The sequence below is a fragment of the Lysinibacillus sp. VIII_CA genome, from assembly GCF_049943995.1.
Classification (GTDB): domain Bacteria; phylum Bacillota; class Bacilli; order Bacillales_A; family Planococcaceae; genus Lysinibacillus; species Lysinibacillus pinottii.
Genome location: NZ_JBNFXM010000008.1, coordinates 36,430 through 59,925 on the forward strand (window position 1 = coordinate 36,430; position 23,496 = coordinate 59,925).

Here is a 23,496-nt window from a genome sequence, read left to right on the forward strand (position 1 = left end):
AAAGTCTTTGTGCTTAACACACAAAAACTACTCTACAGTAATCGCAACTACCGCAGCTCCAACATGGATTCCACAGGCCTTGCCCAGTTCCTTTTTGGACTCAACAAGAATAACTGGTATACCGATTTCTCTCGCGAAAGATATGGCCAAATCGGTTACCCAATTGTCTGCATCAAGTGCCACAAGGAGTTCTTTCACTGAACCGGCTCGCATTGCTTTTACTGCTTGCTTTGTACCTATGATTGTTTGACTAGCCCTTACTTTATCATAAGACATTTTCATATCCTCCGAAGTACAGACAGTTAACTATCAACCTTCAATATATTATCATTACCATTTTATACTGTCAACTAATATCTTTAAAAAGTCCGAAGAGACGGTGGAATTCCATCTCTTCGGCGCTATTTTTACTATCTATTCAGCAGAAACGACTTCTGTGTCAAGCTCATCTTTTTCGATGCGGATTTGACGGTAACGTTGCATACCAGTACCTGCAGGAACAAGTTTACCGATAATTACGTTCTCTTTTAATCCAAGAAGCTCGTCACGTTTACCCTTAATTGCTGCATCTGTTAACACACGTGTTGTTTCTTGGAATGATGCTGCAGATAAGAATGATTCTGTTTCAAGAGAAGCTTTTGTAATACCTAGGATTACAGGACGACAAGTTGCAGGGTTTTTGCCATCCATAACAGCATCTGCGTTTGCCTCTGCGAACTGGTGGATATCTAGTAATGAACCTGGTAATAAATCTGTATCTCCAGCTTCAATTACACGTACTTTACGAAGCATTTGGCGAACCATTACCTCGATATGTTTATCTCCAATTTCTACCCCTTGCATACGGTATACTTTTTGAACTTCTTTTAATAAATATTCTTGAACAGTTGAAACGTCTTTGACTTTTAATAATTGTTTTGGATCGATAGAACCCTCTGTTAAAACTTGACCACGCTCCACATTATCACCTTCGATAACTTTAAGACGTGCATTATAAGGCGCTTGGTACTTACGAGTTTCTACGTCACCTTGAATCGTAATTTCTTTTAAGCCTTCACGGATTTCTGTGATATCTGAAACAGTACCTGCGATCTCTGAAATAACAGATTGACCTTTTGGATTACGTGCTTCAAAGATCTCCTGGATACGTGGAAGACCTTGTGTAATATCGTCCCCGGCAACCCCACCTGTATGGAATGTACGCATTGTTAACTGTGTACCTGGTTCACCGATTGATTGAGCGGCAATAATACCAACTGCCTCTCCAACCTCAACCTTTTCACCTGTTGCTAAGTTCATGCCGTAACATTTTTTACATACGCCATGTTTTGTATTACATGTAAATGCTGAACGGATAGTCACTTCTTCGATACCAGCTTCGATAATTGCACGAGCCACATCTTGATCGATTAAACCGTCTTTATTTAGAATCACTTCACCAGTTTCAGGATGTACGATTGTTTTCTTCGTATGACGACCAACAATACGCTCATCTAGAGCCTCGATTAGCTCTGTGCCTTCCATTAATGCACCAATTGTTAAACCACGGTCAGTACCACAGTCATCTTCGCGCACAATAACATCCTGTGCAACGTCAACAAGACGACGAGTTAAGTAACCTGAATCGGCAGTTTTTAGGGCTGTATCGGCAAGACCTTTACGAGCACCGTGAGTTGAGATGAAGTACTCTAATACTGTTAAACCTTCACGGAATGAAGATTTAATTGGTAGTTCGATGATACGACCAGCCGGGTTGGCCATCAGACCACGCATACCTGCTAACTGTGTAAAGTTAGATGCGTTACCACGGGCACCTGAGTCAGACATCATGAAGATTGGGTTTGTTTTCTCAAGAGACTTCATCAGCTTGGCTTGGATTTCATCTTTCGCAGCACTCCAGCTTGAGATAACACGGTCATAACGTTCATCCTCTGTGATGAAACCACGGCGGAATTGCGCTTGAACTTTATCAACCTTTTCTTGAGCTACTGCTAAAATTTCACCTTTGTCAGGTAATACCACGATATCAGATACACCAACAGTAATACCGGCACGAGTTGAATATTTGAATCCTAGGTTTTTCATGCGGTCAAGCATTTTAGATGTTTCAGTAATGTGGAAACGTTTAAATACTTCAGCAATGATATTTCCTAAGAACTTTTTACGGAATGGATTTACAACTGGTACAGATTCAAAATGCTTGCGCAATACAGCTGTACGTTGTGCATCAATTTTCCCTTTTTCATCAAGGCTATTATAAGCACTATCTGATTCAAGCTCTTTTAGTGTTTCTTCGTCAATTGTTAAATTCACAAAGTATTTTTCTGGTGTTACTTGCTCTAAGTTAAAATCAGTCGGCTCATTGATATAAGGGAATGATTCAGGCAAGATTTCGTTAAAGATCACTTTACCAACAGTCGTTAATAGGAACATGTTATTTTGTTCCTCTGTGAAGGTTGGATTATTTAACGAACCAGCTTTAATAGCAATACGTGTATGCAAATGCACATGACCTGTATCATATGCGATTAATACTTCGTTTGGACCGTAGAAAATAGTACCTTCTCCACGTGCACTTTCACGTTCAAGCGTTAAGTAGTAGTTTCCTAATACCATATCTTGTGAAGGTGTTACAACAGGTTTACCGTCTTTAGGGTTCAGAATGTTTTGCGCAGCAAGCATTAGAAGACGAGCCTCAGCTTGAGCTTCTGCAGACAATGGTACGTGAACGGCCATTTGGTCACCATCGAAGTCAGCGTTATATGCTGTACATACTAATGGGTGAAGACGAATAGCACGACCTTCTACTAGTGTTGGTTCAAATGCTTGAATACCAAGACGGTGTAGCGTTGGTGCACGGTTTAGTAATACTGGATGCTCACGAATAACATCTTCTAGTACGTCCCAAACGTCGTTGTTTAAACGTTCGATTTTACGCTTAGCAGATTTAATATTATGAGCTAGGCCACGTTCTACTAATTCCTTCATAACGAAAGGCTTGAATAACTCAATAGCCATTTCTTTAGGTAGACCACATTGGTACATTTTTAAGTTTGGACCTACTACGATAACGGAACGACCGGAATAGTCAACACGTTTACCAAGTAGATTTTGACGGAAACGACCTTGTTTACCTTTCAACATATGTGAAAGTGATTTTAGTGGACGGTTACCAGGACCTGTTACAGGGCGTCCGCGACGACCATTATCAATTAATGCGTCAACAGCTTCTTGTAACATACGTTTTTCGTTTTGTACGATGATGCTTGGAGCACCTAAATCTAATAAACGTTTTAATCGGTTATTACGGTTGATAACACGACGGTATAGATCGTTTAAATCTGAAGTTGCAAAACGTCCACCATCTAATTGCACCATTGGGCGAAGCTCGGGTGGAATTACAGGTAGTACATCTAAAATCATCCATTCAGGTGAGTTACCTGAGTTACGGAATGATTCAACAACTTCTAAACGTTTGATAGCACGCGTACGTCTTTGACCTTGTGCAGATTTTAACTCCTCTTTTAAAGAATGAGTTTCATCTTCTAGGTCAATTTTGCCTAATAATTTTTTAATTGCTTCTGCACCCATTGAAGCTTCGAATGTATTTCCGAACTTTTCACGGTATGCGCGGTACTCTTTTTCAGAAAGTAATTGTTTGCTTTCTAAATTTGTAGCACCAGCATCAATCACAACGTATGAAGCGAAATAAATCACTTCTTCAAGTGCACGCGGTGACATATCTAAAATTAGACCCATACGGCTAGGAATACCTTTGAAGTACCAGATATGAGAAACTGGTGCAGCTAATTCGATATGACCCATACGTTCACGACGAACTTTAGCACGCGTTACTTCAACACCACAGCGGTCACAAACTACGCCTTTATAGCGGACACGTTTATACTTACCACAATGACATTCCCAATCCTTAGTTGGCCCAAAAATACGTTCACAGAATAAACCATCTTTTTCTGGTTTTAACGTACGGTAGTTAATTGTTTCAGGTTTTTTAACCTCACCATATGACCAAGAGCGAATCTTGTCAGGGGATGCTAAACCGATTTTCATATATTCAAATTCATTAACGTCTATCAAGGAGCCTACCTCCCTCTAGTATAGGTCTTTATAAAGACTCTTTTACGCAGCTCGATAATCGTTTGCAAAGAATTTCCTCTTTGACAAAGGATTAGAAATAGAATGATTTATTAAAAGAAAAAGCCAGGCAGGGCGTTAAATCCTGCCCGGCTAATTTGAAAATAAGTTTGACCTTCTTCACCATTGTGAATTTTGGTTTCCATTATTCAAAAGACTCTACTGGCTCTTCTTCAGTATCTGGCTGTGGTGCGATGTTAAGTGCATCAGCTGGTTGAAGATCTTCTTCTTCGTCTAAATCACGAAGCTCTACTTCTTCATCATTAACTGTTAACATCTTAACGTCCATACCAAGAGATTGAAGTTCTTTAATCAATACTTTGAATGATTCAGGAACCCCTGGCTCTGGTACACTTTCACCCTTAACGATGGCTTCATACGTTTTCACACGACCAACAACGTCATCGGATTTAACTGTTAAGATTTCTTGAAGTGTATAAGCGGCACCATATGCTTCAAGTGCCCATACTTCCATCTCACCAAAACGTTGTCCACCAAATTGCGCTTTACCACCAAGTGGTTGCTGCGTAACAAGTGAGTAAGGACCCGTTGAACGCGCGTGAAGTTTATCGTCAACCATGTGAGCAAGTTTGATCATATACATGATACCAACAGATACACGGTTATCAAATGGTTCACCAGAACGGCCATCATACAGGATAGTTTTACCGTCACGGTTCATCCCCGCTTCTTCCATTGTTTCCCAAACGTCTTCTTCATTCGCACCATCAAATACTGGTGTTGCCATGTGGACGCCTAGGTAGCGAGAAGCCATACCTAAGTGTAATTCTAAAACTTGTCCGATATTCATACGAGAAGGTACACCAAGTGGATTTAACATGATATCAACAGGCGTGCCATCTGGCATGAACGGCATATCTTCTTCTGGCAAGATACGAGAGATAACCCCTTTGTTACCATGACGTCCGGCCATTTTGTCCCCAACGCGAATTTTACGTTTTTGAACAATGTAAGCACGAACTAATTGGTTAACACCTGGTGGTAATTCATCGCCATCTTCACGGTTAAATACTTTAACATCCAGAATGATACCGCCAGCACCATGAGGGACACGTAATGATGTATCACGAACCTCACGAGCTTTTTCACCGAAAATAGCATGTAATAAACGCTCTTCAGCAGTTAATTCTGTAACTCCTTTAGGCGTTACTTTCCCTACAAGAATATCACCGTCACGTACTTCCGCACCAATACGGATAATACCACGTTCGTCTAGGTTACGAAGTGCATCTTCCCCGACATTCGGAATATCACGAGTGATTTCTTCAGGTCCAAGTTTTGTATCACGAGACTCTGATTCATATTCTTCAATATGAACAGATGTATAAACATCGTCTTTTACAAGGCGCTCACTCATAATAACAGCATCCTCATAGTTAAAGCCGTTCCAAGTCATGAATGCAACAAGTACGTTACGTCCAAGAGCTAATTCGCCTTTTTCCATTGATGGACCATCTGCTAAAATATCGCGAGGCTTCACACGTTCACCTACTTTTACAAGCGGACGTTGGTTATATGAAGTACCTTGGTTTGAACGAATGAATTTTTGTAATTTATATTTTGTTAAATCGCCTTTAACCTCTTTGCCGTCAACAACTTCAATGCGGCGAACATGGATAGAGCGAGCTTCAACATGCTCAACAATACCATCATACTTCGCTACTACAGCTGCACCTGAATCACGTGCATCCACGTGTTCCATACCCGTACCAACGAATGGTGCCTCTGGGTTAAGAAGTGGAACTGCTTGACGTTGCATGTTTGCACCCATAAGTGCACGGTTAGAGTCATCGTTTTCTAAGAATGGGATACACGCAGTCGCTGCAGAAACTACTTGTTTAGGAGATACGTCCATGTAGTCCATTTGAGCTTTATTAAATACTGTGTTATCTCCGCGGAAACGACCTACTACTTCGTCATTTGCAAAGCTACCATCTGGATTTAATGGTGAGTTTGCTTGTGCTACGTAGTAGTTATCTTCTTCATCAGCTGTTAGATAATCAATTTGATCCGTTACTTGACCTGTTTCATGGTCAATACGACGGTAAGGCGTTTCGATGAAACCAAATTTATTTACTTTAGCGAAAGAAGATAATGAGTTGATTAAACCAATGTTTGGCCCCTCTGGTGTCTCGATTGGACACATACGACCATAGTGAGAGTAGTGAACGTCACGTACTTCGAAACCAGCACGCTCACGTGTTAAACCACCAGGCCCTAATGCAGATAATCGGCGTTTATGCGTTAACTCTGCTAACGGGTTTGTTTGGTCCATGAATTGTGATAATTGAGAGCTTCCGAAGAACTCTTTAATTGACGCAATGACTGGACGAATATTAATTAATTGTTGTGGTACGATAGCCGCTGTGTCGTTAATAGACATACGTTCACGTACTACACGTTCCATACGAGATAATCCAATACGGAACTGGTTTTGTAGTAACTCACCTACAGAACGTAGACGACGGTTACCTAAATGGTCAATATCATCTGTTGCACCTACTTGATAAAGCAAGTTGAAGAAATAGCTTACTGAAGACAATACGTCAGCAGGAGTGATATTTTTTACTTCTTCATCAATATAGGCATTACTAATGATATTAATTTCTTTTTGTGCTTCATCTTTCGGTGCATAAATTTTAATAGATTGGATTGTTACATCGTCCTCAAGTACTCCACCAACTTGTGATAAAGTACGGAAACCAATACCCTTCGAAGAATCTTCTAGGTAAGGTAGGATTTTATCTAAAGTACGGCGATCAAGCACTGTACCTTTCTCTACTAAAATTTCGCCTGTTTCTGGGTCTACAAGCGTTTCAGCAATCGTTTGGTTGAATAAACGATTTTTAATATGAAGCTTTTTATTCATTTTGTAGCGTCCAACATTCGCTAAATCATAGCGTTTTGCGTCGAAGAAACGAGAGTATAATAAACTTTTCGCACTTTCAACTGTTGGTGGTTCACCTGGACGTAAACGCTCGTAGATTTCTAAAAGTGCTTTTTCAGTGCTTTCAGAGTTATCTTTTTCTAACGTATTACGTAAATACTCGTTATCACCGATAATATCGATAATTTCTTGGTCTGAGCCAAAACCTAATGCACGAAGTAATACGGTTACTGGTAGTTTACGAGTACGATCGATACGTACATATACCACATCTTTTGCATCCGTTTCATACTCTAACCAAGCACCACGGTTTGGAATCACTGTAGCTCCAAAACCTTTTTTACCATTCTTATCCGTTTTATCATGGAAATACACACTTGGTGAACGAACTAATTGTGAAACGATAACACGTTCAGCACCATTGATAATGAATGTACCCGTTTCTGTCATTAATGGGAAATCACCCATGAAGACATCCTGTTCTTTCACTTCGTCTGTTTCTTTGTTGTAAAGACGTACTTTCACACGTAATGGAGCTGCGTAAGTAACATCTCGCTCTTTACACTCATCAACATCATATTTAGGATCACCTAATGAATAATCGATGAATTCTAATGAAAGATTGCCTGTAAAGTCCTCGATCGGCGAAATGTCACGGAACATTTCACGTAAACCTTCTTCAAGGAACCACTCGTAAGACGCCGTTTGAATCTCAATCAGATTTGGAAGCTCAAGCACCTCTTTAATACGCGCAAAGCTTCTACGCTGGCGGTGTTGTCCGTACTGAACTAGTTGACCTGTCAACTCATTCACCCCTCAATAAAGCGATATTAGGTCTTTGCAAAATCATACAAATAGTGTATGATTTCGAAAGACAAAAAGAAAACGAGTCTTCAAAAAGATCTCATTTTCGGTTAACTAAACTTATCTTGGCAAGTATACCCATATTAAAACAATTCTATACAAAAAGGGCATACGACCTCAAAATAATATTTTTGCATTGTATCATATTATCATAGCCGATTTGTCAAGTCAATAAATTATACATATTTCATTTATTTTTTTGCTCGTATTATCCAGTATCCTTTTTTCTTCTCGACAACATCGACTTCGGAAAATTTACCCTCTAGGTAACTTACTGTCGATGGCGCTCCTTGTTTCTTCTGAATTACTACCCAAAGCTCTCCAGATGACACTAGTCTATCATAAGCTCCATCGTAAAAGCGGAAAATCGTTTCCTTCCCTGCACGAATTGGCGGATTCGTTAAGATAGCTGCTGCTTCTATATCTTTATCAACCATCGATAGGCCGTCACTCACAAATATTCGTACATTTTGAACACCGTTCACTTGCGCATTTTTTTGCGAAAGCGCAACTGCACGTTCATTTATATCCATCATACAAACGGTACGGTCTGGATTCGCTTTGGCGATGGATAATCCTATCGGCCCATATCCACACCCTATATCAAAAATTGCACCATCAATATTAGGCATTTGAAAAGCGTCTATTAAAACACGGGATCCAAAATCTACTTCGCTTTTACTAAATACACCTGCATCCGTTTCAAATGAAAACGAATGCCCTAGTAATTGAAATGTCCAATGACGAGGTTTACTCTCAGTTTGAGGATTACTTGTATAATAGTGATCTGACATTTTCACGCCTCCTCAGAATGAAGAAAAAAGCTCGCCAATATGACGAGCTTTCCTTTTGTTTAAAAGTAACGCGAGATTACTTAACTTCTACAGATGCGCCAACTTCTTCAAGTTTAGTTTTGATTTCTTCAGCTTCATCTTTAGAAACGCCTTCTTTAAGAGCTTTAGGAGCGTTATCTACTACTTCTTTAGCTTCTTTAAGACCTAAACCAGTGATTTCGCGAACCACTTTGATTACTTTAATTTTTTCTGCACCAGCAGATGCTAATACTACGTCGAATTCTGTTTTCTCTTCAGCTGCAGCAGCACCACCAGCAACTACTGCTACAGGAGCAGCAGCTGTTACACCGAATTCTTCTTCGATAGCTTTTACTAAATCGTTTAATTCAAGAACTGTCATAGCTTTGATAGCTTCTAAGATTTGCTCTTTGTTCATTATAATTTCCTCCTAATTGGATAATGTTTTATTTTTTTGCGGTCAAGCCGCGGAAGTTTTTGGACGTATTAAATTACGCGCCTTGTTCTTCTTTTTGATCTGCAACAGCTTTTGTTGCAAGTGCGAAGTTACGCACTGGAGCTTGAAGTACAGATAAAAGCATAGAAAGTAGACCTTCGCGTGATGGAAGTTCTGCAAGTGCTTTAACATCTTCAACAGAAGAGATTGTACCTTCGATAATACCTGCTTTAATTTCTAAAGCTTCGTTTTTCTTAGCGAACTCGTTGATGATTTTAGCAGGCGCTACAACATCTTCATTTGAGAACGCAATTGCGTTAGGACCAACTAATACGTCGTTGATTCCTTCAAGACCAGCAGCTTCAGCAGCACGACGAGTTAAAGTGTTTTTGTATACTTTGAACTCAACGCCAGCTTCACGAAGTTGTTTACGAAGCTCTGTTACTTGTGCAACATTAAGACCACGGTAATCCACTACTACTACAGAAGAAGCGTTTTGGAATTTCTCAGTAATCTCTTGAACTTGTACTTGTTTGTTTTCGATTGCTTTGCTCATGATGACACCTCCTATTAGAATGGGTCATTTATACCGACAAAAGAAAAGCCCCTACGTCAAATAGACACAGAGGCTGAAAGTCATCATCTTTAAATAAGAATCTGAATTCCGATGTCCTCGGTAGGAACATTAAGTGACATGTCACTCCTACTGTCTACGGTACAAATGGATAATTCACAACAGCAATGATTATATCATGTAATCATTGCTGTTGTCAATATATATATTTAAATTATTTTACTACTACGTTAGCAGCGTCAATTTTAACAGCTGGACCCATTGTAGTTGTAATATTTACAGATTTCATGTAAGTACCTTTAGCTGCAGCAGGTTTCGCTTTTTGAACTACATCAAATACAGCTAAGAAGTTTTCTACTAATTTTTCTGCAGAGAAAGAAACTTTACCGATAGGAGCGTGGATGATACCAGCTTTATCAGCACGGTATTCTACTTTACCAGCTTTGATTTCTTCGATAGCTTTTGTTACATCGAAAGTAACTGTACCAGTTTTAGGGTTTGGCATTAAGCCTTTAGGTCCTAATACACGACCAAGTTTACCAACTTCACCCATCATGTCAGGAGTTGCTACGATTACATCGAAATCAAACCAACCTTGTTGGATTTTTTGGATGTACTCTGCATCACCTACATAATCAGCACCAGCTGCTTCTGCTTCTTTAAGTTTTTCACCTTTCGCGAATACTAATACGCGTTGAGTTTTACCAGTACCGTTTGGTAGTACTACTGCACCACGGATTTGTTGGTCGTTTTTACGAGTATCAATACCTAAGCGGAAAGCAACTTCTACAGTAGCGTCGAAGTTTACTGTGCTAGTTTTTTGAGCAAGTTCGATTGCTTCTTGTGCACTGTATAGTGAGTTACGATCAATTAATTTAGCTGCATCTTGCAGTTTTTTACCTTTTTTAGCCATTATATATTTCCTCCTTGATTGTGGTTATAACGGATTTTACCTCCCACGAATAAAGGTTGCGTGTTCACAAAGAAACTTCGCAACCTTCCAAAAAACAAAACATCAAGTAACTGGGATTAGTCTTCGATAACAATACCCATGCTTCGTGCAGTACCTTCTACCATTAACATAGCAGCTTCTACTGAAGCAGCGTTAAGGTCTGGCATTTTAGTTTCAGCGATTTCGCGAACTTTATCACGTTTAACCGTTGCCACTTTTTTACGATTTGGTTCACCAGATCCAGATTGGATACCAGCTGCTACTTTAAGTAGAACTGCTGCAGGTGGAGTTTTTGTAATGAAAGTGAAAGAACGATCCTCGAATACTGAAATTTCAACTGGAATAATAAGACCAGCTTGATCAGCAGTACGCGCGTTGAATTCTTTACAGAATCCCATGATGTTCACACCTGCTTGACCTAATGCAGGACCAACCGGTGGAGCTGGATTAGCTTTACCAGCAGGGATTTGAAGTTTTACAACTTTAATAACTTTTTTAGCCACGAGACACACCTCCTTAAGTCCGTGATGTGGTAATTGGGTTGCCCCTCCCACTCAATATCTGTCTGTCAGCTAAGTGCCGATAACATTAAAATTATCATTACAGACGTCAAACAAAAGTATGACAGTCTGACCTATGAAATGATACCACTTTTAATTTTTTTAAGCAAGTAGTAATTAACAAAATCTGCGAAACGTCTACCAATTGGCATGTCACAGTTCTAGAAATTGTACTATAATTTTTGAATTTGTTCGAAGTCTAGCTCCATAATTGTTTCGCGACCAAACATATCAACTGACACTTTTATTTTTCCTTTTTCTGTGTCAATTTCTTCAACACGTCCTTGGAAATGAGCGAACGGCCCTTCTAATACTTCAACTGCCTCACCAATAGAGATGTCCACTTCAACAATCTTATCAGTCATACCCATTTGTTGTAATAGACGATCCGCTTCTTCAGGTAGTAAAGGTGTTGGTTTTGCTCCTCCACCAGAGGACCCGATAAAGCCTGTTACACCCGGCGTATTACGCACTACATACCAAGAATCATCTGTCATAATAAGCTCTACTAATACATAACCTGGGAAAACTTTACGCATCATCGTACGCTTTTTCCCATCCTTCATTTCTGTTTCCTCATGCTCAGGAACAATCACTCGGAAGATTTTATCTTGCATTCCCATTGTTTCTACACGTTTTTCTAGGTTTGCTTTTACTCGGTTCTCATACCCTGAATACGTATGAACAACATACCAATTTTTCTCCATAACTACTAGGACTCCTCGTCCGTCCCTCCCTTACAAATAAAAGTGAAAATGAATCGCGATATGCTAGATGCAATCCTTACCCTTTTCACAAACATCTCATATAAACATAGCCTTTTCCTATAAAGAAAGCCTGAAGATATGTATCGAAACTAGCATAGTCATCTATCGCTACTATCATACTTATCATAATGAGATTAACTTACTGCCATTCACTTCATCCATATCACTTGCACATAAAGATAGAATTACCTGCTGAATGAAGATAAAACAAACGAAAAAACCCGTTATTGCAATGGACGGGCTATTTCATAAGTATTAACATGCTATTTACTAAATTATAAATCTAAGTACCAGCGGAATAATGATGAAATACCTAAGTCAACTAACACAAAAAATAAAGCCATAACGACAACAGTTGAAATTACAACGACTGTATATTTAGTCAGCTCTTTACTTTTCGGCCAGCTTGTTTTGCGCATTTCTGACATTACATCACTGAAAAAGCCTTTGATCTTGCCCATTCTAGCTTAACCTCCGAATCAATCAAAATCTGTCTATTTACATATCATTTTATAACGTTTGTTTATGCACTGTATGTTCATTGCAATGCGAGCAAAATTTCTTTAATTCGAGGCGTACAGTGGAGCCTTCTTTAGCCGGGAACGTGTAATTTCTCGATCCACATTTCTCGCAATTTAGCACGACTTTTTTTGCCATACACTCACCTTTTTCGGCACTTTATCTTTTTAAGACTAACACCTATATTTGTCAATGTCAATAAAGCCTATGACCTCTAAGACATTTCCTCAAGGACTAAATGTCGCTCTAATTTGCGCTTCACCCGCTGCAAAGCATTATCAATGGATTTCACATGACGATTTAATTTTGCAGAAATTTCATGATATGATCGGCCATCTAGATATAGAGCTAAAACCTGTAACTCTAGTTCACTTAAAATCTCACTCATCTTTTCTTCTAAATATCCAAATTCTTCTCTATGAATTATTAATTCTTCTGGATCATCCATGATAGCGCCTGTTAAAACATCCATTAGCGTTCGGTCTGATTCTTCATCAAAAATGGGCTTGTCCAAAGAAACATAGGAGTTGAGAGGTATATGCTTTTGCCTAGTAGCCGTTTTAATAGCGGTAATAATTTGCCTTGTAATACATAGCTCAGCAAATGCCCGGAAAGAAGCAAGCTTATCCCCTTTAAAATCACGAATCGCTTTATACAAACCAATCATGCCCTCTTGCACAATATCTTCCTTATCAGCACCAATTAAGAAATAGGATCTTGCCTTCGCCCTAACTAACAAACGGTATTTCGTAATTAAATAATCCAACGCATCTGTATTACCTTGATGCACCATTTCAATAAGCTCTTCATCATTGAATCGTTCAAAATCTTGTGTCACTTGTACAATGCTATTTTTAAACATGGTATCACCTCAGCCACAACAGATAATTAGGAACAGTATAACGGAAATGGAAAATATGCGTCAATCAATCATTTCAATCCACGTCTCCATTTTTCGAATGCTATCGCCACATCCGGCTTTAATTCTATACGTGAAGGTGGTCTACTTTCATGTTTCCTTTTTACAGCATGAGATATTTTATGCTGGATAATGCTTGTATCTATTTCTAGTTCTCTCGCTGATTTTCTCAAAGCTCCATTACCAAAGATCACACTTTGCTCTGCCATATCGGAAGTTGCTACGTGTATTTGTACATTTCTAGCCTTAAGTTCATGCGTCATTTTTTCAATACGTTCATCTGCTGTTTCATTTTTCCGAGTATAAATGACTTCAACATCACTTTCTAAATAAGATTGCTCTACGCCTGGTACTAGATGTGCGTCAAAAACAATAATTACGCGCCACCCCATAGCTGCTTTATATTCAGCCATAAGTTCTATCAACCTTTTGCGAGCATCCTCAAAATTTGTATCCCGCAATGGTCGAAGCTCTTTCCAGGACCCAATCATATTATAGCCATCAACTAGCAAAATGTTTTTCATTGTTACTCATTCGCTTCTTGACGCTTACGATACACTTCGTACATTAATAATGCTGCTGCCACTGAAGCATTCAGTGATGTCACATGCCCTACCATCGGTAAATGATACAAGAAGTCACATTTCTCTTTTAATAAGCGACCCATTCCCTTACCCTCACTACCGATAATGATAGCCAATGGTAATGTTGCATCCATTTTCCGATAGTCTACAGAGCCCTTCGCGTCTGTACCAGCAATCCATATACCTCGTTCTTTTAGTTCATCCACTGTTTGAGCCAGATTGTTTACACGTACTACAGGGACATGTTCAATAGCGCCTGTTGAAGACTTCGCCACGACAGCTGTTAAACTTACTGAACGGCGCTTTGGAATAATAATACCATGCGCTCCTATTGCATCAGCTGTTCTCATAATAGAACCTAGGTTATGTGGATCTTCAAGCTCGTCTAAGATTAAGAAAAAGGGATCTTCTTGTTTTTTTGCGGCTGCAGCAAATAAATCCTCCAGTTCAGCATACTTATATGCTGCAACAGAAGCAACAATACCTTGATGATTTGCACTTGATAATTGGTCGACCTTCTTTTTCGGAACAAACTGAACGATCACTCCACGTTCTCGAGCTAGATCTAGCAGTTCATTGACACCCGATTTTTTTACCCCCTCTGCAATCCATACTTTATTCATATCGCGTCCTGAACGAAGTGCTTCTAACACTGGGTTTTTACCGGCAATAATTTCTCCATTTTGTTCTGTCATTCTTTCTACACTCCTTTCGATTCCTCGATTATTTGAATAGCATATGCAATGATTTCATACACGCGTTCAAGTTCATTTAATAAATATAAACTACCAAGTACCGCCTCAAAGCCAGAGCTATTTCGATAAGTTTGGACATCTGTATTCTTTGGTACAGAGCCGGACTTGGCATTACGTCCACGACGGAACACTGCCAACTCCTCCTCTGTTAAATAATTCTCATCCATCATACGATGAACAATCATAGATTGTGCCTTTGCCGAAACGTAACGCGTTGCCTCTCGATGAAGTGTATTCGGTTTAACTCGACCTGAACGAAGCAAGTGTTCTCGTATCTTTTGCTCCAATACGGCGTCACCCATATAGGCTAACGCCAACGCATTTAATTGCTTAACATCTTCATTGCGAAGTTTATCCAACTTAATTACCCTCGTTTCCATCTAGTTCCTTGTCGCGTATCTTCTAAAATGATACCTTGGGCTTGCAAATGGTCACGAATCTCATCAGAACGAGCAAAATCACGATTCTTACGTGCCTCTACACGCTCTTGTAGTAGTGCTTCAATTTCTTCGTCTAATAATTCTTCTTCTTTTGCAAATTCGATACCTAAGACGTCACCTAGTACTTCAAAAGTTTCAATAAATGTTTCTAACACTTTTTTGCAAGTATTCGTTTCATTTAAATAAATATTAGCAATACGAGCTAACTCAAATAATACCGAAATCCCGTTAGCTGTATTAAAATCATCATCCATGGCCTCTTCAAACTGTGCCTTTTGCTCAGTAATTTTATTCAGCCACTCATCTGAGTGATCGCCTAAGCTTACAGTAGTCGTAAGACGATGCTTCACATTGTTGTAGGCTGTACGAATGCGCTCTAAGCCAGCTGAAGCTGCCTCTACTAAATCCTTCGCAAAATTAATTGGATGACGATAATGAACAGATAGCATAAAGAAGCGAAGCACCTGTGGATCAATTTGTTTACGAATATCATTCACCAAAATAAAATTCCCAAGAGATTTAGACATCTTTTCATTATCAATATTAATATAACCATTATGCATCCAATAACGTGCAAATGTTTTATCATTGTGAGCTTCTGACTGTGCAATTTCATTTTCGTGGTGTGGGAAAGTTAAATCCTGCCCACCAGCGTGAATATCAATAGTATCTCCTAAATGCTCACGAGCCATTACTGAACATTCAATATGCCAACCAGGACGACCATTGCCCCAAGGACTTTCCCAGAAAATTTCACCTGGCTTCGCTGCTTTCCATAAAGCAAAATCTAATGCATCATCTTTTTTCTCACCAGCTTCTATACGTGCACCAATTTTTAAATCATCTACGGATTGATGTGATAATTTACCATAGCCATTAAACTTGCGCGTGCGGTAATACACATCACCTGCTGACTCATAAGCATAGCCTTTTTCAATTAAAACTTGGATAAATTGAATAATATCAGCCATATGCTCTGTTACACGTGGATGAACATCGGCTTTTTTGCACCCTAATGCAGTAACATCTTCAAAGTACGCAGCTATAAAGCGCTCTGTTAACTCATGAACTTCTTCACCAAGCTCATTGGCAGCCTTAATAATTTTATCGTCTACATCCGTAAAATTGGAAACAAACTTTACATCATAGCCTTTATATTGGAAATAGCGACGGACTGTGTCGTAAACTATAACAGGACGTGAATTCCCGATATGGATATAGTTATAAACGGTAGGCCCGCAGACATACATTTTTACTTTGCCTTCTTCTAGCGGAACAAAGGTTTCTTTTTGTCTTGATAATGAGTTGAAAATTTGAATACTCATTGTGTCTCTCTCTCCTTTTGTAAGCGTTCAATTTCCTGTCTTAATATAACAATTTGCTTCTCAAAAGCTTGACAACGTTCTTCTACAGGATCAGGAATATTTTGATGATCTAGTTTTTTCTCTAGACGAACTCCATCTTTAATTACTATTTTACCAGGTATACCGACCACAGTGGCATTTGGAGGCACCTCTTTTAAAACAACTGACCCCGCACCAATTTTACTATTCTCGCCAATTGTAATAGAACCTAAAACTTTAGCGCCTGTTGCTACAAGGACATTATCCTCTAATGTAGGGTGTCGTTTTCCTTTTTCTTTCCCTGTACCACCTAGAGTTACCCCCTGGTACAAAGTCACATTATCACCGATTTCACATGTTTCACCAATCACAACACCCATACCATGGTCTATAAAAAAGCGGCGGCCGATTTTCGCACCAGGATGAATTTCAATACCAGTAAAAAAGCGGCTTATTTGTGAAATGGCACGAGCCATAAAATAAAAGCGTTTTTTAAAGAACCAATGAGCCACTCGATGAGCCCATGTGGCATGCAAACCGGAATATGTTAATACCACTTCCAATACACTTCGCGCAGCTGGATCATTCTCAAAAATTGTTTCCACATCTTCTTTCATCCTTTTAAACACAAAAAACTCCCCCTTTTTATGTTGTTCTTGCTCAAATTCCTAGAAACCCTTTACACAGAACCGACACTGTCGTCAACTTTCTTTAGAATTCTCTGCCTAAGATGATGTGGTATGTTTGTTTGAATGCCTCCCTCTTCATCAAAGAATGAAGATAAAATAAAAAACGCCCCTATCATCCCAAAAAGGAATGACAGAGACGCTTAAATTTGCGTGGTTCCACTCTGATTGAAGGCAAAAAGCCTCCCACTCTGGTCGTTCTTTAACGAGAACGAATCGATAAAGCCTACTATAGTTCAGCTTTATGCTCAAAGGTGCATTTCAGTTTTGCCTAGACTCAGACCACTTTCAGCCGGTGATGGTCCTCTCTTTAGAGCGTGCGCCACTTACTTCTCCTTATCAACGCTTTTTCAATGTAAATACATTTTACAACGCAAGAATCAATTGTCAATGGATTTCTATTTATTGCGCAAATTTTTCTACACGATCAATTGCTTTCTCTTTGCCAATTAAGCAGATAGCATTGGGAAGCTCCGGTCCATGTGTTTCACCCGTTGTGACAACACGGATTGGCATAAATAAATTTTTACCTTTATGACCTGTTGCCTTTTGCACAGCTTTAATAGCTGCTTTTACCGCATCTGGCGTAAATTCTTCTAATTCTTCGAGCTGTGCTTTGAATGCAGCCATTACCTCTGGTACTTGCTCTCCTGCTAAAACAGCTTTGGCTTCTTCATCATATTCAATATGGTCTTTAAAGAATAGGCTAGATAATTCAACAATCTCTGCACCAAAGCTCATTTGGTCATGGTAAAGCCCAATTAAATCTGTTGCCCATGCATGTTGCACTGCTGAAAGTTCATCTGGTAAAAGTCCAGCTTTTTGTAAATGTGGTAATGATAAAGCTACTACTTCTTCTAAAGATAGTTTTTTAATATATTGATTATTCATCCATGTCAACTTTTGTTTATCGAACATAGATGGTGATTTAGAAAGACGTTTTTCATCAAAGATCTTGATAAATTCTTCTTTAGAGAAAATTTCCTCTTCCCCTTCTGGAGACCAGCCAAGTAAAGCAAAGAAGTTGAACATTGCTTCAGGAAGATACCCTAAATCCTTATATTGAGTGACAAATTGAATAATGGACTCATCACGTTTTGATAGCTTTTTACGGTTCTCATTAATAATTAACGTCATATGACCGAAGCGCGGATACTCCCAACCAAATGCATCAAAAATCATCATTTGTTTTGGCGTATTAGATAAATGCTCTTCACCACGGAAAACGTGAGAAATCTCCATGAAGTGATCATCTAGAACTACAGCATAGTTATACGTTGGAATACCGTTTGCTTTTACAATTACCCAGTCGCCAATGTCTTTAGATTCAAATGTAACTTGTCCACGAACTAAATCTTCAAAATCATATGTTACATTTTCTGGTACACGCATACGAATTGTGTATGGCTCACCCGCTGCTTCTTTAGCTGCAACTTCCTCAGCTGAGAGATGACGGCATGTACCATCATAAGTAGGAGCTGCTACACCTCTTGCTTTTTGTTCCTCACGAGATGCTTCCAGTTTTTCTGAAGAACAGAAGCATTTGTAGGCTGCACCTTGCGCTAATAGTTTTTCAGCGTGCTCTTTATAAATATCAAGACGCTCCATTTGACGATAAGGCGCATAAGGTCCACCAATATCAATGGACTCATCATATTCAATACCTAACCATTTTAGGTTATCTAACTGAGATGCTTCTCCACCCTCTACATTACGTTCAATATCCGTATCTTCAATACGTACAATGAATTTACCGTTATGATGTTTTGCATATAAATAATTGAATAATGCTGTACGCGCCCCACCGATATGTAAAAAACCTGTTGGAGATGGCGCGTAACGAACGCGAACTTCTTTCGTCATATTAAAAGCCTCCTAAATTTTCGATCAAAAATTGACTTTGTTCATTTTACCACTCTGTAACTGGAAATAAAAGCAGAGTTCACTCACATTTATTTCTTCATCAAAAGAATTGTTGCCATCGCTGCTATACCTTCTTCACGTCCAGTAAAACCTAGACGTTCAGTTGTTGTCGCTTTGACATTTACCTGTGACGGCTCAGCATGTAACAATTCTGCAATACGATTTTGCATTTGCTCAATATATGGTGCCATTTTTGGTCGTTGAGCCATAATTGTACAATCGACATTACCTAGAATATATCCTTTATCCTCAACAATTTTCCAAATGTATTCTAATAATTTTGCTGAATCTGCGTCTTTAAAAGCTGGATCTGTGTCTGGAAAATGACGTCCAATATCTCCTTCTCCAATTGCTCCTAGCGCTGCATCTGTAACTGTGTGTAATAATACATCTGCATCTGAGTGTCCAACTAACCCTTTTTCATGTGGAATAGTAATACCACCGATAATTAACGGACGCCCTTCTTCAAATGCATGTACATCAAAACCTTGTCCAATTCGAAACATATGATAGAGAGACTACGTTAGCCATACATATGGATAATTCTCCTAGTTTGCCTAAAATGCAGTCTCATTCACCTTCCTTCACTTTTATCTATTTAGTCACTATTATACCCTCACATTTTAACATATTTCCTAGGAAATTGAGCTGATAGCAAATAGTCAGCATTTTCTTATACCAACAGATCCATTACTCCTTGGTGTACTGGCTTATAGTTTTTCCAAGCTAACCAATCATTATTACAACAGGCGTTAGGACGACCACTGAAAAATAAACATGTCCCATTCTTAAGCATCAATATAAAATCCCATTAGCAACTATCACTAATGAGATTTTTAAACTAGTCACTATTCATTTAATTGCAATGCTCGTTTTCGTAAAATAGCTTCTCCAAATAGCAAATCCTCTTGTGTCGTCATTTTTACATTCTCGTAGCTGCTTTCCACAATATGCACTATGTGACCAAGACGCTCAACTAGCATTGCTTCATCGGTACCAAGAAAACCTACTTTTTCAGCAACATCCTCTGCCTCAACAATTAAGTCAAAACGGAAGGCTTGAGGCGTTTGAATCATCCATAAGCTGTCGCGATCTACTGTTTCCTCAATGACACCATTACGAACTTTTTTCATTGTGTCCTTTGCTCGGACACCTGCAATGGCTGCACCAAAGTCGTGGGCACTTTGCACAAGATTGGCGATAATAGCATGTGTAATAAAAGGTCTTGCCGCATCATGAACAAGCACGATGTCTACCTGTTCCATTTCCTTCATACATGAATGTACAGAATGCTGTCGTTCAGCACCACCATCAGGTAAACCTTTGACTTTCGTAATACGATATTCATCGAGCAATTCTTGTATATAAATACGCTCCTCTGGTTTTACTGCTAGCCAAATACCTGTGCAAAAAGGGTCCTGTTGAAAGACCTCTAACGTGTGTATCAGGATAGGCTTCTTTAAAAGTTTTAAAAACAATTTATTTTGTCCTGCCCCCATACGTTTTCCACTTCCTGCGGCAGGTAAAACTACTTCATACTGCATGTTTTCACTTCCTAATCGTCCTTCGGCTTTGCAAATATCATACGACCTGCTGACGTCTGCAGCACACTTGTTACTGTTACCGTTATTGCCTGTCCTATATAGCTACGACCGCCTTCCACAACAATCATTGTACCATCGTCTAAATAGGCTACTCCTTGATTATGCTCTTTGCCATCTTTAATGACTACCACCTGCATATCTTCACCTGGAATAACGACAGGCTTTACGGCATTCGCTAAATCATTTATATTTAATACTTTTACATGATGTAGCTCGCATACTTTATTAAGGTTAAAATCATTTGTGACAATTTGTGTATCAGTCCCCATTTTTTTTGCCAGTCGTACAAGTTTTAAATCTACCTCTTGCACATCCTCAAAATCCTCATCTGTAATCTCTACGTTCGTATTACGTTCATCCTGTAATTTCCTTAAAATATCTAAGCCTCGACGACCTCTTGTGCGCTTTAATGTATCTGAGGAATCAGCAATATGCTGAAGCTCTGTTAGGACAAATTGAGGCACAATTAAGATTCCTTCAATGAATCCTGTTTCAGAAATATCTGCGATGCGGCCATCAATAATGACACTTGTATCTAACAATTTGTAACTTCCTCGCACCTCTTGAATTTCATTACCCTCAGCAACTTTTTTCTTTGTCTGATTACTACGTAAGGTAAAAAGCTGGATTAATTCATCCCTTTTTCTAAAACCTAAACGGAAGCCTAGATATCCTAATACGAATGACAGGATAATAGGGACTACCTCTGTAATAACAGGGAACTTCACACTATTAATAGCAAAGCCTAAAAAATACGCTACAATTAGCCCTATTATTAGGCCAAGCGTACCAAATAACAAATCTCCGACCGGAACCTTAAACAGGACCTCTTCCATCCAGCTAATGAGCTTCACAAAATAATCGGAAAACGCGAATGACAATGTAAACAGTAAAAGCGCTCCTAATGCTACTGATACGTAAGGATTATCAAGCCAAGGATTAGATGATAAATGAAGCAATTCGTATAATGGCGGTAAGAAAACAAGGCCCAATGCTCCTCCAATCAGTAAAAAAGCTATCTGAACAAATTTTTTCACAAGCTGTCACCTCCTATTGTTAGTTAAGATTATACATAGTTTATTATAGAAAATCCTTCTTCAGCCCATCAGATTATCATTATTTAACTCTCTCTTTCCAACCACACTTTCACCCTGCATTAACTAGGACGCCTATTCCTTTACTTGAGTTTCCCACTTTTTACGTCAAAATGAAGGAAATGCATGTCAGAATAGTATCTAACATGCATGGTTTTCCTATAACTCTCTAAAACAGGCATTTAATGCATCCTTTATTGTTTCTACACCGACAATTTCAATCCCTTGCGGAAAATCCCAACCACCTATATTTGATGCAGGAATGAAGACTTTTTTAAAACCAAGCTTCGCCGCTTCAATGACACGCTGCTCGATACGGGATACTCGACGTACCTCTCCTGTCAGACCCACTTCACCAATAAAGCAATCGGTTGCCCTTACAGCCTGATCCTTAAAGCTAGACACGATGCTTGTCAGAACAGCTAAATCTATAGCAGGTTCGTCCAATTTCACACCACCAGCAACTTTAATATATGCATCCTGTGCTTGTAGCATGAGACCCATACGCTTTTCAAGCACAGCCATCAGCAATTGCACTCTATTTTGATCTACCCCGGTTGCCATCCGTTTAGGGTAATTAAAGCTTGTAGGCGTCACTAGCGACTGAATTTCAACGAGTATTGGCCTTGTTCCCTCCATCGAGGCAACAATCGTGGAACCCGCAGCCCCTTGTGAACGCTCCTGCAAAAATAGCTCAGATGGGTTCAGCACCTCTTTTAAACCACCCTGTAGCATTTCAAATATAGCAATTTCATTGGTAGAGCCAAAGCGGTTTTTTTGACTTCGTAAAATACGATGATTATGATGTCTTTCGCCTTCAAAATATAGGACTGTATCCACCATATGTTCTAAAATTCGAGGCCCTGCGATTTGCCCCTCTTTCGTAACATGCCCAACTAAGAATATAGCAATCCCTTTTGTTTTAGCTATTCGCATAAGCTCAGCTGTACACTCACGTACCTGAGATACACTACCTGGCGCACTTGTTACCTCTGGATGAAAGACCGTTTGTATGGAATCGACAATGACAAATTTCGGCTGTACTTCCTCAATCGTTTGATTCAAAAACTCAAGATTCGTTTCGGAATAAATGTACAGCTCTTGAGAGATTACCCCTAAACGCTCTGCTCGTAGCTTCGTTTGACGAATAGACTCCTCACCTGAAATATACAGCACGCGATGGCCTTTATTTGAGAGCAAAGCTGAAACTTGTAGTAATAATGTTGATTTCCCAATCCCAGGATCGCCACCTATTAATACTAGAGAGCCAGGCACAATACCACCGCCTAATACACGATTCAGCTCGCCCATTTCTGTCGCCACTCGAGACTCTTCACTAGCTTCGACCTGAATAATGGGGATTGCCTTTTGAGTAACTGTAGCAGAATGCTGGAATGCCCCTCTTGGTCCTTTCGCTATAACTTCTACTTCCTCCACCATTTTATTCCATTCTCCACAGCCTGGACATCTTCCCATCCATTTTGCCGATTCATAGCCACAGCCTGAACATACAAATTTCGTTTTTTTCTTTGCCAACTTTCTTTCACCTCGAATATTTGTTCTTATATTAATTGTACAAAAAAAAAGACAGCTTGGCACTT

At 39.3% G+C, this 23,496-nt stretch carries 22 protein-coding genes and 2 other annotated features; all 22 genes read right to left on the minus strand.

Annotated elements, in window-relative coordinates:
- Window positions 1-27: 27 nt before the first annotated feature.
- Window positions 28-276: a ribosomal L7Ae/L30e/S12e/Gadd45 family protein gene (locus ACP3VS_RS12640; RefSeq protein WP_036165052.1), complete on the minus strand. Its 249-nt coding sequence runs from the start codon at window positions 274-276 to the stop codon at window positions 28-30.
- Window positions 277-414: 138 nt separating this feature from the next.
- Window positions 415-4,098 (minus strand): DNA-directed RNA polymerase subunit beta', encoded by a 3,684-nt coding sequence (gene rpoC / locus ACP3VS_RS12645; RefSeq protein ID WP_031416724.1) that lies wholly within the window; start codon window positions 4,096-4,098, stop codon window positions 415-417.
- A gap of 202 nt (window positions 4,099-4,300) precedes the next feature.
- Window positions 4,301-7,876, minus strand: coding sequence for a DNA-directed RNA polymerase subunit beta (gene rpoB / locus ACP3VS_RS12650; protein WP_012296077.1), 3,576 nt, complete (start codon window positions 7,874-7,876; stop codon window positions 4,301-4,303).
- Between the two features lie 242 nt (window positions 7,877-8,118).
- Window positions 8,119-8,721 carry a class I SAM-dependent methyltransferase gene (locus ACP3VS_RS12655; RefSeq protein ID WP_031416726.1) on the minus strand — a complete coding sequence of 201 codons (603 nt, stop codon included), beginning with the start codon at window positions 8,719-8,721 and terminating at the stop codon, window positions 8,119-8,121.
- A gap of 76 nt (window positions 8,722-8,797) precedes the next feature.
- Entirely contained in the window at window positions 8,798-9,157 is a 360-nt protein-coding gene (gene rplL / locus ACP3VS_RS12660) for a 50S ribosomal protein L7/L12 (RefSeq protein ID WP_012296079.1), read from the minus strand.
- Window positions 9,158-9,230: 73 nt separating this feature from the next.
- Window positions 9,231-9,731: a 50S ribosomal protein L10 gene (gene rplJ / locus ACP3VS_RS12665; protein WP_012296080.1), complete on the minus strand. Its 501-nt coding sequence runs from the start codon at window positions 9,729-9,731 to the stop codon at window positions 9,231-9,233.
- A gap of 32 nt (window positions 9,732-9,763) precedes the next feature.
- Window positions 9,764-9,909: a sequence feature (ribosomal protein L10 leader region), on the minus strand.
- A gap of 54 nt (window positions 9,910-9,963) precedes the next feature.
- Window positions 9,964-10,662 (minus strand): 50S ribosomal protein L1, encoded by a 699-nt coding sequence (rplA, locus tag ACP3VS_RS12670; RefSeq protein WP_031416727.1) that lies wholly within the window; start codon window positions 10,660-10,662, stop codon window positions 9,964-9,966.
- 116 nt (window positions 10,663-10,778) lie between these two features.
- On the minus strand, window positions 10,779-11,204 hold the full coding sequence (gene rplK / locus ACP3VS_RS12675; protein ID WP_004233593.1) for a 50S ribosomal protein L11: 426 nt from the start codon (window positions 11,202-11,204) through the stop codon (window positions 10,779-10,781).
- A gap of 230 nt (window positions 11,205-11,434) precedes the next feature.
- A complete protein-coding gene (nusG, locus tag ACP3VS_RS12680) occupies window positions 11,435-11,968 on the minus strand; it encodes a transcription termination/antitermination protein NusG (RefSeq protein WP_031416728.1) in 534 nt (177 codons plus the stop codon).
- 335 nt (window positions 11,969-12,303) lie between these two features.
- Window positions 12,304-12,489, minus strand: coding sequence for a preprotein translocase subunit SecE (gene secE, locus ACP3VS_RS12685; RefSeq protein WP_025116455.1), 186 nt, complete (start codon window positions 12,487-12,489; stop codon window positions 12,304-12,306).
- 49 nt (window positions 12,490-12,538) lie between these two features.
- Window positions 12,539-12,685 carry a 50S ribosomal protein L33 gene (gene rpmG, locus ACP3VS_RS12690; RefSeq protein WP_075807303.1) on the minus strand — a complete coding sequence of 49 codons (147 nt, stop codon included), beginning with the start codon at window positions 12,683-12,685 and terminating at the stop codon, window positions 12,539-12,541.
- 76 nt (window positions 12,686-12,761) lie between these two features.
- A complete protein-coding gene (gene sigH / locus ACP3VS_RS12695; RefSeq protein WP_031416729.1) occupies window positions 12,762-13,409 on the minus strand; it encodes an RNA polymerase sporulation sigma factor SigH in 648 nt (215 codons plus the stop codon).
- Window positions 13,410-13,477: 68 nt separating this feature from the next.
- Complete coding sequence (locus ACP3VS_RS12700) at window positions 13,478-13,990, minus strand: NYN domain-containing protein (protein ID WP_012296085.1); 513 nt, start codon at window positions 13,988-13,990, stop codon at window positions 13,478-13,480.
- Window positions 13,991-13,992: 2 nt separating this feature from the next.
- Complete coding sequence (gene rlmB, locus ACP3VS_RS12705) at window positions 13,993-14,745, minus strand: 23S rRNA (guanosine(2251)-2'-O)-methyltransferase RlmB (RefSeq protein WP_012296086.1); 753 nt, start codon at window positions 14,743-14,745, stop codon at window positions 13,993-13,995.
- A 5-nt stretch (window positions 14,746-14,750) separates the two neighbouring features.
- Window positions 14,751-15,164, minus strand: a complete 414-nt coding sequence (locus ACP3VS_RS12710) for a Mini-ribonuclease 3 (protein ID WP_012296087.1) — start codon at window positions 15,162-15,164, stop codon at window positions 14,751-14,753.
- 5 nt (window positions 15,165-15,169) lie between these two features.
- A complete protein-coding gene (gene cysS / locus ACP3VS_RS12715; protein ID WP_012296088.1) occupies window positions 15,170-16,570 on the minus strand; it encodes a cysteine--tRNA ligase in 1,401 nt (466 codons plus the stop codon).
- Entirely contained in the window at window positions 16,567-17,217 is a 651-nt protein-coding gene (gene epsC, locus ACP3VS_RS12720) for a serine O-acetyltransferase EpsC (protein WP_036162451.1), read from the minus strand. Before epsC ends, cysS begins: the two co-directional genes overlap by 4 nt.
- Before the next feature lie 189 nt (window positions 17,218-17,406).
- Window positions 17,407-17,626: a binding site (T-box leader), on the minus strand.
- A gap of 50 nt (window positions 17,627-17,676) precedes the next feature.
- Window positions 17,677-19,137, minus strand: coding sequence for a glutamate--tRNA ligase (gene gltX, locus ACP3VS_RS12725; protein ID WP_012296090.1), 1,461 nt, complete (start codon window positions 19,135-19,137; stop codon window positions 17,677-17,679).
- A gap of 89 nt (window positions 19,138-19,226) precedes the next feature.
- The gene (ispF, locus tag ACP3VS_RS12730) at window positions 19,227-19,703 is read right to left on the minus strand and encodes a 2-C-methyl-D-erythritol 2,4-cyclodiphosphate synthase (protein WP_008180601.1); all 477 of its coding nucleotides are present in this window, start codon (window positions 19,701-19,703) and stop codon (window positions 19,227-19,229) included.
- 342 nt (window positions 19,704-20,045) lie between these two features.
- Window positions 20,046-20,741, minus strand: coding sequence for a 2-C-methyl-D-erythritol 4-phosphate cytidylyltransferase (gene ispD, locus ACP3VS_RS12735; protein WP_426388850.1), 696 nt, complete (start codon window positions 20,739-20,741; stop codon window positions 20,046-20,048).
- An 11-nt stretch (window positions 20,742-20,752) separates the two neighbouring features.
- Complete coding sequence (locus ACP3VS_RS12740) at window positions 20,753-21,838, minus strand: PIN/TRAM domain-containing protein (RefSeq protein WP_012296092.1); 1,086 nt, start codon at window positions 21,836-21,838, stop codon at window positions 20,753-20,755.
- Window positions 21,839-22,054: 216 nt separating this feature from the next.
- On the minus strand, window positions 22,055-23,431 hold the full coding sequence (gene radA / locus ACP3VS_RS12745; protein ID WP_012296093.1) for a DNA repair protein RadA: 1,377 nt from the start codon (window positions 23,429-23,431) through the stop codon (window positions 22,055-22,057).
- Window positions 23,432-23,496 lie beyond the last annotated feature (65 nt).